Below are 14,637 nucleotides of genomic sequence, written 5' to 3'. Positions count from 1 at the left end.
GACTACTTGCCGCTGCCGCGTGGTTTGTCCCGCAGTGTCGTGGGGTCGGACGCGGCTTCCTCGGGCGTGACCGCGATCTTGATGGGTGCCTTGGTCGTGCCCGTCGGCGGAACCTTGAGCTCCTGGAGGGCGTAGGTCATGACGTCGTGGAAGACCGGGCCGGCGACCGTGCCACCGAAGATGCTCGCGCTGGGTCGTTGGATGATGACGGCCACAACGATCTCGGGGTCATCGGCGGGGGCGTAGCCGATGAAGCTGGCCGTCTTGCCGCTGTACTTGCCGAGGTTGGCGTCGTAGAAGTCGGCCGTACCCGTCTTGCCTGCGACGCGGTAGCCGGGGATCTGGGCCTGGGGGGCGGTGCCCTCCTTGGAGACCACACCTTCGAGCATGGCGTTGACCTTGCTCGCCGTGTCCTGCGAGACCACGCGGGTCCCGGGCTTCGAGGCGGTCTTGGTGAAGGTGCCGTTGGCGTTGGTGGTGCCCTCGATGAGGTTGGGCGTCATGCGCACTCCGCCGTTGGCAATGGTCTGGAAGACCGAGGCCGCCTGGATCGCGGTGACGGAGAGGCCCTGACCGAACATGACCGTCGAGCGCTTGGTCCCGCTCCACTTCTCGGCCGGGGCGAGGAGTCCCGCGGACTCACCGGGGAAGCCCAGTCCGGACTTCGAGCCGAGGCCGAACTTGCGGAAGTACTCCTCGAGCCGCTTGGACTCGAGCGTCTCGCCGATGAGGATCGTCCCGATGTTGCTCGACTCCGCGAGGGTTCCGGCGACGGTGCGGTTCAGGGTCGGGTGGTCGTGGCTGTCCTTGAACAGCGCGTCGTAGCGCTTCATCCGGTTGGGGATGACGACCGGCTGGTCCGGGGTGACCTTCTTGTCCTCGATCGCTGCGGCAATCGTCATGACCTTGGCCGTCGATCCGGGCTCGAAGACGTCGTTGAGGGCCTTGTTGACGAGGCTGCCCTTGGCGCTGCCGATGTCGTTGGGGTCGTAGGTCGGGTAGGACGCCAGCGCGAGGATCTCGCTCGTCTTGGCGTTCATGACGACTGCGGTGCCGGACTGCCCACCCATCTTGGCCATCTGCTGGGCGATCGCGTTCTGGGCGTACCACTGGATGTTGGAGTTCACCGTGAGGGTGATGTCCTTGCCGTCGACGGCCCTGACCCCACCCTGGCGACCGCCGGGGATCTTGGAGCCGTCTGGCGCCTTCTCGAACACGGAGTGGCCGGCGGTGCCCTTGAGGGCCTTGTCCATCATCGACTCGAGGCCACCACCGGCGGCCCCGTCGTCAGTGACGAACCCGACCAGGGAGGCGAAGTTGGGGCCCTGCGGGTAGACGCGCTCCGGGACGGACTCGGCGGAGTCCCGGTAGATGCCGGGAATGCCGAGGGCGGCGATCTTGCGCCAGGTCAGGGGGCTCACCTTGCGGTCGAGGACCTGGTAGCGACCCTTGCCGGCAAGCCTGGGGCGCAGGGCGTCGGCGGTGCTGCCGAGCAGGGGCGCAAGTGCCTTGGCCGCGAGGTCGACGGCGACACCGCTCGTGGCGGGGACGCACTTCTTCTTGTCCTTCTGCTTGTAGGTGCAGACGGCGGTGGGGTCGGCGACGACGGTCTCGCGGGCCCGGCTGGACGCCAGCACGACACCGTCGGAGGAGCTGATCTTGCCGCGCAGGGCGGGGATGGTGACCTTCTCGGTCCGCTGTTCCAGCGCCTCGGCGGCGACGGCGGACGAGTCGAAGCCTTGGATCCGGAGCAGCTGGGCCGCGAAGATGCTGAAGACGAAGATCGTGGCGACGGTGAGGCCACGCATGCGGCGGCGCGGGTTGCCCGGAGGCTTGGTGGCCTTGCGGCGGGCCACGGGGCGACGCGGTGGTCCCTTGCGGGCGGTTCGCGGAGTCGAGGGACGCGACGCTCCCTGGGCCCTGGACGACGACGCGACTCTCGCCGGAGCCGGACGCTTCGCCGGACCGGGGCGCTTGGCGGCAGCGGCCGGACGCTTCGCCGGAGCAGGTCGCTTTGCCGGGGCAGGCTTCTGCGTGCGAGCTGCACCGGTGGCCGGCGGTTGGCGCTTCTTGGCCGGACGAGGCGGCGGCGTTCGGGGCGTCACGGTGTCGCCGTTGCGGTGGGGCGGCCCGCCTGGCTCGGGGCGGTGGACGAGTCGGGCTTCGCCGAGGCGTCCGGCTTGGCACCCGAACTGTTCGCCGAGGGAGTGGCCGCCTGTCCGTTGCCTGCACTGGCGGCTGGCGCGGGGGGCTGCTTGCTGGTCGAGGTCGTCGTGCTCGTCATCCCCGTGCGGGAGTCGACGCTCGTGGTCGTGACCTCGATGTTGGCCCCCTTCACCGTCGTCACCGTCGTCGTCGTCACGGTGCCCACCGTCTTGACCGTCGTCTGAGGAGTCGTGGCGGGGCGGGCAGCCGCAGCAGCCGAGTTGCCTTGTGTGGCAACAGTAAATTCCTTCTTCTCATCCGGGACCTCCGCCACGCCGAGGACCTTGCCATCGCTGAGTCGGAGGAACGCAGCGGTCGTCGACGGCATCATGCCCATGTCCTTGGCGCGCTTGGCCAGCTCGGCCGGGGTGCTCGACGCATCGATCGCGTGGTTGAGGTCATCCTCGGCGTCGGCCAACTGGTTGGACGTGTCCTGGAGATCGCCGAGGACGAAGGAACCCTTGGCCATGGCGGTGTTGAGCATGAGCACGCCGATCAGGCCGGCGATGAGCAGCGCGAGGCAGGCGGCGACGAACGCCGGCTGACCCTGCTGCGGCTGCTCGCGCACGACCCGCAGGGGACGCGGACGCGCGGTACGCGGAAGAGTCCGTGGCGCGGAGCGGTGGAGTGGACGGGCCGCGGTCTGAGTCATCGCCGGGCTCCCTTCGTGGGACGTGTGCGTTCTGCGACCCGCAGTCGTGCCGACGCGGATCGGGGGTTCGTGGACTGCTCGGACTCCGAGGGCTCTTCGGCGCCACGGGTGAGCAGACGGAGGTAGGCCGCGTGCTCGGGGAGCTCGACGGGGATACCGGGAGGAGTGCTCGAGGTCGCGCCAGCGACGAGGGCGCGCTTGGTGATGCGGTCCTCGAGCGAGTGATAGGACAGGACCGCGATCCGCCCACCCACGGCGAGCACGTCGATCGAGCCGAGGACCGCACGCTGCCACGCGCCGAGCTCGTCGTTGACCTCGATGCGCAACGCCTGGAAGGTGCGCTTCGCCGGGTGACCGCCGGTGCGCTGCGAGGCCGCGGGCACGGCCGCGCGCAGGAGCTCGACGAGCCGGGCCGAGCGGGTGAAGGGTTCGAGCTCGCGTTCGCGCACCACCGAGGAGACGATGCGCTTGGCGAACCGCTCCTCGCCGAAGTCCCGCAGGATCCGCAGGAGGTCGGCGGGCGCGTAGGTGTTGAGGACCTCGGCGGCCGTGATGCCACTCCCCTGGTCCATGCGCATGTCGAGTGGCGCGTCCTGGGCGTACGCGAAACCACGGTCGGCCTCATCGAGCTGGAGCGAGGAGACGCCGAGGTCGAAGAGCACGGCCTGGACGTCGCGCAGTCCGAGGTCCTTCACGACGTCGCCGATCTCGTCATAGACCGCGTGCACGCCACGGAACCGATCGCCGAAGCGGGCGAGCCGCTCCCCTGCGAGCGCCAGGGCCTCTTCGTCGCGGTCGATGCCGATGACGGTCGCCTCGGGGCAGGCCTCGAGGAATGCCTCCGCATGGCCGCCCATCCCGAGCGTCCCATCCACAAGGACGGACCCCGGCTCAGTGAGGGCCGGGGCCAGGAGTTCGACGATGCGGTCGCGGAGCACGGGAACGTGCCGCTCGGCGGCGGCTCCCCGTGACTCCATCTCGAACTCCTTCTGGCTGGTGACTGGTTGTGGCTGGTGCTGACGTGTGCTGACTGGCTGGGTGACGTCCAACTGGTGCTGTGCGGTGAGGCTGAGAGTCGGTCCCTGGGGGTGGTGATCCGTTCCCCGGCTCCTGGTCCCCATCCGTCCGGGGCCCGGCACGGGGGAAGTCGTGTCGGGAGCCCAGTCGGCTGGAGGCCGGGAGCCGGGGTGGATCACATGAGTCCGGGGATGACCTCCTCGGCTTGCTCGGAGTAGGCCTGCTCGGTGCTGGCGAGGTAGGCGTTCCAGGCGTCGGTGTCCCAGACCTCGACGCGGGAGCCGGTGCCGATGACGGTGCACTCCCGGGTGAGGCCGGCGTACTGACGCAGGTGCGCCGGGACGGTCACGCGTCCCTGCTTGTCGGGGATCTCGTCACTGGCGCCGGAGAGGAAGACGCGGATGTAGTCACGGACGGCGCGGTTGGTCGTCGGCGCTTCCTGCATCTGCTCGGTCACCTTGACGAACTCGTCCATGGGGAAGACGTAGAGGCAGCGCTCCTGGCCGCGGGTCACGACGAGGCCGGTGGACAGGCGCTCACGGAACTTGGCGGGGAGGAACAGGCGGCCCTTGTCGTCGAGGCGGGGCGTGTGAGTACCGAGAAACACGGCGCTCACCTCCCCAACTTCGTCTCGACCCCGGGGCGACACTTCTCTCCGGATTCCTCCACTTTACTCCACCTTCAACCGAAATCAAGTCGTTACTTGACTTCAACGACCCTTTTTCCGCAGGTCAGAGGCGGTGGTGCAAAGTGGAGGGAGATCAGCGCTCCGGGAGATTCGCACGCACGGGGGCACCCGGCATACGCGGGTATGCCGCCCGCTCACCCCCGCTGAACCTGCACAGACGCTGTGAAGGCGTGCATTTGTGACCCCAGCGCCTACCCCAGTGGTGGAATGTGGGGCAAGATCGAAAACCCGTTGCGCAGGGCTTCGGGAGCACACATCCAGGAGCCATCGGTGTCGACACACGACGAGGTCCATCCGGTCCGCCACACTCCAGAGCAGCGACGGGTTGACGGGGGTGCACCGCGATCCGGTGCCGCGCTCGATCAGGTTCTCCAGGTGGCGAGCTCGCTGCAGAGCGCGATGAACACCGTCATCGAGGGCAAGCCGGCCGCCGTGCGCACCGCCGTCACCGCCCTCCTCGCCGAAGGACACCTCCTCATCGAGGACGTCCCCGGGGTCGGCAAGACGATGCTCGCCAAGACGCTCGCCCGCTGCATCGACGCCTCGGTGCGACGCGTGCAGTTCACGCCCGACCTCCTGCCGAGCGACATCACCGGCGTGAGCGTCTACAACCAGGACGTGCGCGACTTCGAGTTCCGCCCGGGTGCGATCTTCGCCAACGTCGTCGTCGGTGACGAGATCAACCGCGCCTCACCCAAGACCCAGTCGGCGCTGCTCGAGTCGATGGAGGAGGCCCAGGTCACCGTCGACGGCACGACCTATGCGCTCCCCCGTCCGTTCATGGTCCTCGCGACCCAGAACCCGATCGAGATGGAAGGCACCTATCCGCTCCCGGAGGCGCAGCGCGACCGCTTCATGGCGCGCATCTCCATGGGCTACCCGTCGGCGCGCAGCGAGGTCGACATGCTCGACCAGCACAGTGCCCGCTCCCCCCTCGACGAGCTGCGTCCGGTCACCGACGCCGCCACCGTGACCCAGATGATCGAGGCGGTGCGCGGTGTCCACGCCTCGCAGGCCCTCAAGCAGTACGTCGTCGACCTCACCCAGGCCACTCGGTCGAGCTCGGCCCTGCGCCTCGGCGCTTCACCTCGCGCAAGCCTGCACCTGTTGCGCGCCAGCCGTGCCCACGCCGCCCTCGCCGGTCGCGACCACGTCCTGCCCGACGACGTGCAGTCGATGACGATCCCGGTCCTCGCCCACCGGCTCATGCTCACCGGTGAGAGCCAGCTCGCGCACCGGTCCGCGGCCGACGTGCTCACGGACCTGCTCCAGCGCGTTCGCGTCCCTGCGCCGACGCGCTGACGCGGCGTCATGCGTCGGTTCCGAGATTCCCTCACGACGCGAGGTGCGGCCTTCCTCGCGTCGGGGATCGTCCTCGTCCTCGCCGGATTCTTCCTGGGTCAGGACGACCTCAGCCGCATCGGCACGGCACTCATGGCGTTGCCGATCTTCGCCGGGCTGATGGGTCGCCGCCATGACCTCACCCTCGTCGTGGAGCGCCAGGCCCGACCCTCGCGAGTGACCATCGACGAGCCCGCTGTCGTGCAGATGACGATCTCCAACCCGTCGCTGACGCGCTCACCCGTGCTCTTCGCGGAGGAGCACCTCGACTACTCCCTGGGCGACCGGCCGCGATTCGTCATCCCTGCGCTGGCCCCTGGTGTCACGACGCACGTGGAGTATGCCGTCCGCGCCCACGCGCGCGGCGCTCACCGTCTCGGGCCGCTCGGCGTTCGCGTCCAGGACCCTTTCGGTCTGACCCTGCGTCACGCGTCGCTCAGCACCCACGACGAACTCCTCGTGCTGCCGCGCGTCCTCAGCCTCAGCGACGGGCGGGCCCTCGGCCGTGGGCTCGGTGCCGAGGGATCGGTACCCCACCGTGTGGCCCTGCACGGCGAGGACGACCAGTCCGTGCGCGAGTACCGCGATGGTGACGACCTGCGCCGCATCCACTGGCCGGCGACCGCCCGCACGGGCGAGCTCATGGTCCGCCAGGAGGACCGGCCGGCCAAACGTCGAGCCGTCGTCCTCCTCGACACCCGCGCCAGGGCCCACGGTGGCAAGGGCCCGACCGGATCCCTCGAGTGGGCCGTGACGATGGCAGCCTCCGTCGTGACCCACCTGCTCGACCTGGGTTTTGCCGTGCACCTTCTCACCTCTGACGCCGGGCAGGAGTCAGGGGTCCGCGAGGACGCCGACCGTGACCAGGCACTCGAGACCCTCGCTCGCGTCGTCCCCACCGACGAGGCCGGGATCGGCAGTCTGCTCCACGCGGCCAGCGCCGCCACGGCACAGGGCGGACTCATCGTCGCGCTCGTCGGTGCCGTGGACGACGACGCTGCCCGCGCCCTGTCGTCCCTGCGCCAGCCCGGCGGCCCCGGCCTGGCCTTCGTCGTCGATGCCGGCGCGTTCGCCGGCGCCGGTCGCACCCATGCCCTCGAGGACCTCGACCCGCGAGCCACGACCGCATCGCTCGCGGGCGCGGGATGGTCGGTGCTGTCCATCGAGCCCGGACTCGGGGTCGCTGACGCCTGGGCGACCGTCGCAGGCTCCCGCACCCTGCTGGGTGCACGATGAACCGCACCCGCCCGGTCGAGACGCTGCTCGCTGCGCTGGCGAGCTTCACCGTCGCGTTCCCCCTGCTCACCCTGTTCGACTCCAACACCTGGGTGCGTCCCAGCCTCGTCATCATCGCGACGATCGCCCTCGTCGGCCTCGGCCTGCGCACGCTTGCCGCGTCGGTCTGGCCGGTGCTGCTCGGACAGGCGGTCGCAGGTTTCCTCGCGATCGCGTGGATGCACGGCCAGGGGCACCTCTACTTCGGCTTCGTGCCCGGTCCCGACACCGTCACGTCGCTGGGCATCCTCCTGCGCGAGGCCGGCGACACGGTCATGGCCTACTCCGCCCCGGCCCCCACCGAACGTGGAGTCGTCGTTGCCATCACGATCCTCGTGGGCGTCACCGCGTTGGTCGTCGACGCCATCGCGGTGACCCTGCGCTCACCGGCCCTGGCCGGGCTCGCCCTGCTCACGGCCTACCTCGTCTCGGCCACGAACTCCGGTGAGGGCCTGTCCTGGAGGTACTTCGTCCTGCCGGTCGCCTTCTGGCTCTCACTCCTGGCCACCCAGGGCATCGGCTCGGTACGCCGCTGGAGCACAGCGGTGCCGCGGGGTGTCGACGGTCAGGATCATGACCCCGTCCTCGGCGTGGCCGGGACGGCGCGACTGCTCGGCGCGGGTGCGCTTGCCCTCGCGGTGGTGCTGCCGATGGTCGTGCCGCACCTGCCGACGACGTTCATCGCCGACGGACTCGGCCGATCCGACAACGCCCGCGGCGGCGGTGACGCGGTGACCCTCAACACGACCGTCGACCTGCTTCGCTCGCTCGAGGACCAGTCCCAGTCGCCCGTCTTCAACTACACGACGACCGCGACTGCTTCTGACCCGTTGCGCGTGGGTGTCCTCACCGACTACCGACGGGGCCAGTGGAGCACCTCCCTCGACGCCAACGAGGTCCTCACCGGCGGACCCGACGCACCAGCCGGTGACGCCGCCATCAAGCGGACCAACATCAACCTCAAGGTCAAGGACAACCGCCTGCAGGCACCCCAGATCGCCCTCCCCACACCGTTGGTCGGCGTCGACCTCGGCAATGTGCCGCTGCGCAGCAACCTCGTCGGCAATTACGAGGTCGACAAGAAGATCGATGACTACACCGCCACCTACAGCCAGCTCGCGCCCACCGACAGCGCCTTCTCGCTCGAGGGACCACGCCCGCGCGGTTGGGAGGAGGGGATCTACAGCGAGATCAACGCTGACGGCATGGACCGTCTCCAGGAGCTCGTCGACTCCGTTGTGCCAGAGGGCTCCTCACCACTGGAGACCGCACGCCTCCTGCAGGCGCACTTCCGCAGCACCCAATACACCTACTCCCTGCAACTGCCCACCCCGACCGATCCGGTGTCGGGCCGGACGATGATGGCAGACCCCCTGACGAACTTCCTCGTGTCGCGCACCGGCTACTGCGTCCAGTTCGCGTCGGCGTTCATCCTGGCGGCCCGGCTCAAGGGCATCCCGTCACGGATGGCGATCGGGTTCCTGCCCGGCACCTACAGCAAGGGCTCCTACACGGTGCGCGCCGCCGACGCGCACGCGTGGCCGGAGCTGTGGTTCCCCGACCTGGGCTGGACCCGGTTCGAACCCACACCCGGTGTGCGCACCGGTGGCGCACCGACCTACAGCCTCATCCCCACGTCGGTCGACCCGTCGGCGACGGCCACGCCCACACCCACGGGAGCGACGCCGTCACCCTCGGCCAGTGAGCGTCCCGACAGCGATTCCGGTGCCGCCGACAACACGACGTCGACCTCCAGTGGTCCCCTCGCCTGGGCGGTGGACAACCTGCTGGTGCTCGTCATCCTGCTCGCTGTCGTCCTGTCCCTGCTCCTGCTCCCCGTCGCGGCCCGGCTGCGGCGCCAGCGGCTGCGGAGCGCGGCACGCGACGACGCCGAACGGGTCGAGGCCGAGTGGGCCTCGCTGATCTCACGGCTCGGTGACATCGGCATCGCTCCCCCGGACGGCAGCACGCCCCGCCAGGCCGGAGCGCGGCTCACCCACGACGCGATCCTGTCCGGTGAGCCCAAGGAGGCCATCGGACGCATCGTCGCCACGGTCGAGCGGGCTCGCTATGCCCCGCCCCAGGCCGAGATCCCTGACGTCCACGCAGACGCCAGAACCGTGTGGAAGGCCGCACTGTCCGCTCGTCAGCGCAGCGACCAGGTCCGGGCCTACCTGGTGCCCGGTGATGGCGTGCGGCAGTGGCGCGAGACCAAGGACAGTGTCGTCGCGTGGCCGCGCAACGCCTGGTCCCGCCTCCGTCGCCACTGACCCGCAACATCAATCGTCCAATAGGACGCGTTTGGCGCCGGGCCGTCGCGAGCCATTCGTGCCCTATTGGACGATTGTTGAGCGCTGGGCGGACGGGACCCCAAGACGCAGGTATGCCGCCCGCTCTGGTGAGCGGACGGCATACCTTGCGTTGTGGTTGAGACTCAGTCGAGGTAGTCGCGCAGGGCCTGGCTGCGGCTCGGGTGGCGCAGCTTGCTCATCGTCTTGGACTCGATCTGACGGATGCGCTCACGCGTCACGCCGTAGACCTTGCCGATCTCGTCGAGGGTCTTGGGCTGACCGTCGGTGAGCCCGAAGCGCATCGAGACGACGCCGGCCTCGCGCTCGGAGAGCGTGTCGAGGACCGAGTGCAGCTGCTCCTGGAGGAGCGTGAAGCTCACTGCATCGGCCGGGACCACGGCCTCGGAGTCCTCGATGAGGTCACCGAACTCGCTGTCGCCGTCCTCGCCGAGGGGGGTGTGCAGGGAGATCGGCTCGCGGCCGTACTTCTGCACCTCGACGACCTTCTCGGGCGTCATGTCCAGCTCGATCGCCAGCTCTTCGGGCGTGGGCTCGCGGCCCAGGTCCTGGAGCATCTGGCGCTGGACGCGGGCCAGCTTGTTGATGACCTCGACCATGTGGACCGGAATACGGATGGTGCGGGCCTGGTCGGCCATGGCGCGGGTGATGGCCTGACGGATCCACCACGTCGCGTAGGTCGAGAACTTGTAGCCCTTGGTGTAGTCGAACTTCTCGACCGCACGGATGAGGCCGAGGTTGCCCTCCTGGATGAGGTCGAGGAAGAGCATGCCGCGACCGGTGTAGCGCTTGGCGAGCGAGACGACGAGACGCAGGTTGGCCTCGAGCAGGTGGTTCTTGGCGTTCTTGCCGTCCTGCGCGATCCACCACAGCTCGCGCTTGAGCTTCATGTCGATCTTGTCACCGGAGTTGAGACGCTCCTCGCCGAACAGGCCGGCCTCGATGCGCTTGGCGAGCTCGACCTCCTGCTCGGCGTTGAGGAGGGCGACCTTGCCGATCTGCTTGAGGTAGTCCTTGACCGGGTCGGCCGTGGCACCAGCGGTGACGACCTGCTGAACGGGGGCATCGTCGTCGTCGTCGTCGCGCAGGACGAAGCCACCAGCCGCGACAGCGGTGGTCGCGGGCTCGTCCTTCTTGTCGTCGGCGTCGTCGCCCTCGTCCTCGGGCCCGGCTGCGACCGCAGCGACGTCGGCGTCAGCCTTGGCAGCGGCGGCCTTCTTGGCTGCGGTCTTCTTCGCTGCGGCCTTGGCTGCGGGGCTGGCGGCAGCTGCGGCGGCCTGCTTGGTCGTCGCGGCAGGCGCTGCCTTGGCTGCGGGTGCAGCCTTCTTGGCCGGAGCAGCCTTCGTGGCCTTGGCCGCGGCGGACTTCTTGGCCGGGGCAGCCTTCGTGGCCGAAGCCTCGTCGTCCGTGTCGGCGGCCTTGCTCGCGGCCGTCTTGGTCGCCGTCGCCTTGGCGGCAGCGGCCTTGGCCGGAGCAGCCTTCGTGGCCGCGGCCTTCTTGGTCGTCGCGGTGGTGGTCTTCTTGGCCGTCGCCTTGGTCGCAGCCACGGCGCGGTCGGGGAGGGTCATGCTGACCTCGATGCCCTGCGCGGCCAGTGCCGTGAGGACGATCCGACCGCGGCTGGCCTTGACACCTGCCGCGTGGATGGCCTGGGCCACCTGCTCACCCGTCACCTGACCGGTCGTGTGTCCGGCGCGGACAAGGTCCTGAAGGGCGGGGTGGCTGAACTCTGTGGGGAGGGGCATCTCGGAGGCGTTCGTGGGCACAGGCGACCGACAACCTTTCGTCACGGGGAGCACACGGCGATGCTCACGCGCGGGCGGAGCACTGACCGGCTGGTCGAGTTTGTGCACTCTCTGACGTGATCCACAGGGGTGAGGATCGGCCGTTGCTTGGAGGGTGCGTTTACATTATAAATCGCCGCGGCCCCCATCCCTATTCCTGGGGGGAGCCGCGGCGATTCCTGCAAGCAAGGATCAGCTCTTGACGGCGAGCACCGGACACGGGGCGTCGAGCAGGATTCGCTGGGCGTTGGAGCCCAGGATCAACTTGCCCACGGGCGTGCGACGGCGCAGACCAATGACGATGAGCTCGGCGTCAACTTCGTCCGCGACGGCGATGAGGTCCTCCGCGGGCTCGTTCCCTCGGATCAGCTGTCGGACCGTGACCGTGACGCCCTGGCTCTTGAGGTCGCTGCCGAGACGATCGAGCTCCTCGGAGTCATCACCTGAACCGTCGCGGTTGGAGTTGATCACCACGAGGTCGGTCTTGCGCAGGAGTGCTTCCTCGCCGGCACGCGTCAGCGCGGCCGCGCCTTCCTTGGTCGGGATGTATCCCACGACGATGGCCACGAGTTCCTCCTTGACAGCGGGTCAGCCCACTCGGGCTCTTGCTGGGACCGTACCGGAGATTGTGACGCTTGACACGGGGCACGGGCGGCGCGCCGTGAAGGCTGAGACGACTGCGGCCTCGCGATCGCCCGGATCAGGCGTTGCTCACACCATCGTCGAGGGCCTCGCGGATGATCTGACCGACTCGCTCGATCTCGATGAGGAAACCGTCGTGACCGAACCGCGACGTGATGTGCTTCAACGTCGTGCCCGGGCGAAGCGCCGCGATCTCGTCGGACAGACGCGCCGGATAGAGGCGATCGGTGTCGACGCCGGCCACGACGAGGCGACCCGTGAAGGCCGCGAGCGCCGCCGCGACTCCACCGCGGTCGCGACCGACGTCGTGACTGTTCATGGCCTCACTGAGGACGAGGTAGGAATTCGCATCGAAGCGAGCGCCGAGCTTGCCGGCGTGGTGGTCGAGGTAGGACTCGACCGCGAACCGTCCGCCCCGGCCGAGTGGCTCCTCACCCGGTTGGGCATCACGACCGAACCGTTCGGACAGCTCGCCCTCGTGGCGGTAGGTGACGTGGGCGATCCGGCGGGCGATGCCCAGCCCGTCGAGGGGCGCGACCCCGTGTTCGTAGTAGTCACCTGCGTGGAACCGCGGGTCACTGCGGATGGCGAGCAGCTGCGGCTGGCACCAGGCGATCTGGTCGGCGGTTGCGTATGCCGTGGACGCGAGCACGATGCACGTCGCGACCCGCTCGGGGTGGGACGTCGCCCACTCGATGGCGCGCATCCCGCCCATGGACCCGCCGAGGACTCCCGCCCAGCGGTCGATGCCGAGCCGGTCGGCGAGGAGCACCTCGACCGTGATCTGGTCGCGGATGGTGATGGCCGGGAACCGCCCACCCCAGGGGTGGCCGTCGGGAGCGTCGCTCGAGGGTCCCGTCGTCCCCTGGCAGCCGCCGAGGACGTTGCTCGCGACGACGAAGAAGCGGTCGGTGTCGAGCGGGCGTCCCGGGCCCACCAGTCCGTCCCACCAGCCGGGCGTGGCGTGGCCGGGACCGGCCTGGCCCTCGACGTGGGCGTCGCCGGTGAGGGCGTGTTCGACGAGCACCGCGTTGTCGCGGGCGGCGTTGAGCGTCCCCCACGTCTCGTAGGCCACGGTGACCTCGGGCAGGGATTCACCGCGCTCGAGCGCGACGGGGCCGACCTGGACGAACTGGCGCGCGCCCGGGTGATCGCCCGGGCGCCAGAACGACGCTGTCGGGAGGTCGGTGATGGTCATCGGAGTGCTCCTCGGATCGCGCTTGCCCCACCGATACCGGAAGGGCCGTGTCTTCACCCGGGGCACCCCACCGCGAGGAGGGTTGCCGCCCAGCAAGCCGGGGCTTGTCGCTGGGACTCATGACCTGGGCACGAGTCTAGAACCGGTGACCCCTTCCACGGCACCCTGTCCGCAGCGTGAGAGTGCGACAGCCGAGAGGGACCTCCAGCCACGCGCTCAGGCGGCGACATCGGCCCAGGCGTGGCGAGGGCGCATCTGGTGGTCGATCATCCGGCCGAGGTACCTCGCAAGGCGATAGTCCGGGTCGACGCGCAGCGCACGGGTCACCGCATCACCCGCCGTGGAGCCGTTGCCGATGCCCCAGGCGACGCACGCGGCGATCGTGCAGATCGCTGCCGCCTCGTGCGACCACACGTCGGGAACCCGTCGGGCAAGCACGAGCAACCGGCGCAGGGCGACCTGTGATGCCTCCTGGGTCGTCGCGGGTCCCGTCGGCACATGGCTCAGCAGCAGCGCGTTCGACTCGTCGTCGACCTTGTCGAGCGGGAACATCACGGGCGACAGCCACGCGACCAGCGCGTCGCGCCAGGACTTGTTGACGAGTGAGCGCACCAGGTGGGCCAGCTCCCCATCGGACATCTCGAAGGCATCGCCCCGCTCACCGGGCGGCGCCAGGACCCGGGCCCAGAGCTCGGGCACCCGTTGCACCTGCTGTGACTGGTCGCTGATGCTCGCGATCACCCTCCCCAGGAGGGCAAGCCGCGCGTACGACTCCGCCTCGTCCAGGTCATCGTCATCGTCATCGTCATCGTCATCGGACTCCTCCCACTCATCGACGCCGTCGCCCGCGTCAAGGAGGTTGTCCGGGTCAATCTGTCGGCAGAACTCGTCCCACAGGGTCGCCAGCTCGTCGGCGACGCCTCCGCTCAGCGCCGGGTCCTCCTGCACGAGTGCACCTGCGGCGGCGCGGTCGGCCAGCGGCGCACTCCCCTTCGCGATGTACTCGGCCACCGCTGGCACAGCCGCGGCGTCGGCGATGGGATGGCCCCTGACGTGCTCTGGCCGCAGGCCGTCGAGGGACTCTTCCGGTCGGCAGCAGGCGCCCCACCACCGGCCGTCACGGACGGTGACGTGGTCGATGATGCCGACGCCGGCGCGGAGGAGCCCGGCGTGGAGCGCACTCATCAACGAGCGTGACTCCCCCGGCACCGACTCGAAGCCCACGAGCATGGCCAGTTGCGGCTCGACGCGAAGCAGGCTCTCGAGGACGGTGGCCGCCGCATCCTTCACGTCGCGTTCGTCGGTGAGGTCGGTGCGCGCGATGGGGCCGATGACGTTGTCGGTCACCATCATGATGGCGACGCAGTCGGCGAGCTGATAGCCGAGCTGGTACGGCAGGACGGCGAGCAGCTCTTCGGTGGTGGAGATCTTCAGTGAGGTCATGACCTCAGCGTCGGAAGAACCTCACCGCCCGCGGAAGCCCCAGTTCACGCGATTGTGGACAACACGGCATACGCCATGGGCCT

The 14,637-nt window shown here is 69.3% G+C and carries 11 protein-coding genes and 1 riboswitch; of the genes, 3 read left to right on the top strand and 8 right to left on the bottom strand.

The features are described 5' to 3' along the window. Positions 1-2: 2 nt before the first annotated feature. The 4 genes from JNB_RS00600 to mraZ all read right to left on the bottom strand — a co-directional run bounded on the left by JNB_RS00600 (position 3) and on the right by mraZ (position 4,481). A complete protein-coding gene (locus tag JNB_RS00600; protein WP_009774436.1) occupies positions 3-1,856 on the bottom strand; it encodes a penicillin-binding protein 2 in 1,854 nt (617 codons plus the stop codon). A 245-nt stretch (positions 1,857-2,101) separates the two neighbouring features. Then, positions 2,102-2,773 (bottom strand): hypothetical protein, encoded by a 672-nt coding sequence (locus tag JNB_RS20185; protein ID WP_009774435.1) that lies wholly within the window; start codon positions 2,771-2,773, stop codon positions 2,102-2,104. An 80-nt stretch (positions 2,774-2,853) separates the two neighbouring features. Further along, a complete protein-coding gene (gene rsmH / locus JNB_RS00590; protein WP_040883406.1) occupies positions 2,854-3,834 on the bottom strand; it encodes a 16S rRNA (cytosine(1402)-N(4))-methyltransferase RsmH in 981 nt (326 codons plus the stop codon). Positions 3,835-4,049: 215 nt separating this feature from the next. Further along, entirely contained in the window at positions 4,050-4,481 is a 432-nt protein-coding gene (mraZ, locus tag JNB_RS00585) for a division/cell wall cluster transcriptional repressor MraZ (protein WP_040883405.1), read from the bottom strand. A 288-nt stretch (positions 4,482-4,769) separates the two neighbouring features. Here mraZ and JNB_RS00580 point away from each other — a divergent pair, with 288 nt between their 5' ends. The 3 genes from JNB_RS00580 to JNB_RS00570 are packed head-to-tail and all read left to right on the top strand — an operon-like array spanning position 4,770 to position 9,448. Next, complete coding sequence (locus tag JNB_RS00580) at positions 4,770-5,864, top strand: MoxR family ATPase (RefSeq protein ID WP_009774432.1); 1,095 nt, start codon at positions 4,770-4,772, stop codon at positions 5,862-5,864. Between the two features lie 9 nt (positions 5,865-5,873). Beyond that, entirely contained in the window at positions 5,874-7,139 is a 1,266-nt protein-coding gene (locus JNB_RS00575; RefSeq protein ID WP_009774431.1) for a DUF58 domain-containing protein, read from the top strand. Then, complete coding sequence (locus JNB_RS00570; RefSeq protein WP_009774430.1) at positions 7,136-9,448, top strand: DUF3488 and transglutaminase-like domain-containing protein; 2,313 nt, start codon at positions 7,136-7,138, stop codon at positions 9,446-9,448. The genes JNB_RS00575 and JNB_RS00570 overlap by 4 nt, the downstream gene beginning before the upstream one ends. Positions 9,449-9,612: 164 nt before the next feature. Here JNB_RS00570 and JNB_RS00565 read toward each other — a convergent pair whose 3' ends face one another. The 4 genes from JNB_RS00565 to JNB_RS00550 all read right to left on the bottom strand — a co-directional run bounded on the left by JNB_RS00565 (position 9,613) and on the right by JNB_RS00550 (position 14,554). Continuing rightward, positions 9,613-11,232: an RNA polymerase sigma factor gene (locus JNB_RS00565; protein ID WP_040884033.1), complete on the bottom strand. Its 1,620-nt coding sequence runs from the start codon at positions 11,230-11,232 to the stop codon at positions 9,613-9,615. A 231-nt stretch (positions 11,233-11,463) separates the two neighbouring features. Beyond that, positions 11,464-11,838: a universal stress protein gene (locus JNB_RS00560; protein WP_009774428.1), complete on the bottom strand. Its 375-nt coding sequence runs from the start codon at positions 11,836-11,838 to the stop codon at positions 11,464-11,466. A 133-nt stretch (positions 11,839-11,971) separates the two neighbouring features. Beyond that, a complete protein-coding gene (locus JNB_RS00555; protein ID WP_009774427.1) occupies positions 11,972-13,111 on the bottom strand; it encodes a homoserine O-acetyltransferase in 1,140 nt (379 codons plus the stop codon). Between the two features lie 13 nt (positions 13,112-13,124). Next, positions 13,125-13,236, bottom strand: a riboswitch (SAM riboswitch). A gap of 91 nt (positions 13,237-13,327) precedes the next feature. Continuing rightward, positions 13,328-14,554, bottom strand: a complete 1,227-nt coding sequence (locus JNB_RS00550; protein ID WP_009774426.1) for a DUF4192 family protein — start codon at positions 14,552-14,554, stop codon at positions 13,328-13,330. Positions 14,555-14,637 lie beyond the last annotated feature (83 nt).

The organism is Janibacter sp. HTCC2649 (genome assembly GCF_000152705.1).
Classification (GTDB): domain Bacteria; phylum Actinomycetota; class Actinomycetes; order Actinomycetales; family Dermatophilaceae; genus Knoellia.
This window is presented reverse-complemented; position numbering and strand designations above follow the sequence as displayed.

What these genes read in the sequence shown, in the direction of transcription:
- JNB_RS00570 (WP_009774430.1), top strand. Translation starts at nt 7,136, where the DNA reads ATGAACCGCACCCGCCCGGTCGAGACGCTGCTCGCTGCGCTGGCGAGC.
- JNB_RS00550 (WP_009774426.1), bottom strand. Translation starts at nt 14,554, where the DNA reads ATGACCTCACTGAAGATCTCCACCACCGAAGAGCTGCTCGCCGTCCTG.
- rsmH (WP_040883406.1), bottom strand. Translation starts at nt 3,834, where the DNA reads ATGGAGTCACGGGGAGCCGCCGCCGAGCGGCACGTTCCCGTGCTCCGC.
- JNB_RS00555 (WP_009774427.1), bottom strand. Translation starts at nt 13,111, where the DNA reads ATGACCATCACCGACCTCCCGACAGCGTCGTTCTGGCGCCCGGGCGAT.
- JNB_RS00565 (WP_040884033.1), bottom strand. Translation starts at nt 11,232, where the DNA reads ATGCCCCTCCCCACAGAGTTCAGCCACCCCGCCCTTCAGGACCTTGTC.
- JNB_RS00580 (WP_009774432.1), top strand. Translation starts at nt 4,770, where the DNA reads ATGTGGGGCAAGATCGAAAACCCGTTGCGCAGGGCTTCGGGAGCACAC.
- JNB_RS00575 (WP_009774431.1), top strand. Translation starts at nt 5,874, where the DNA reads ATGCGTCGGTTCCGAGATTCCCTCACGACGCGAGGTGCGGCCTTCCTC.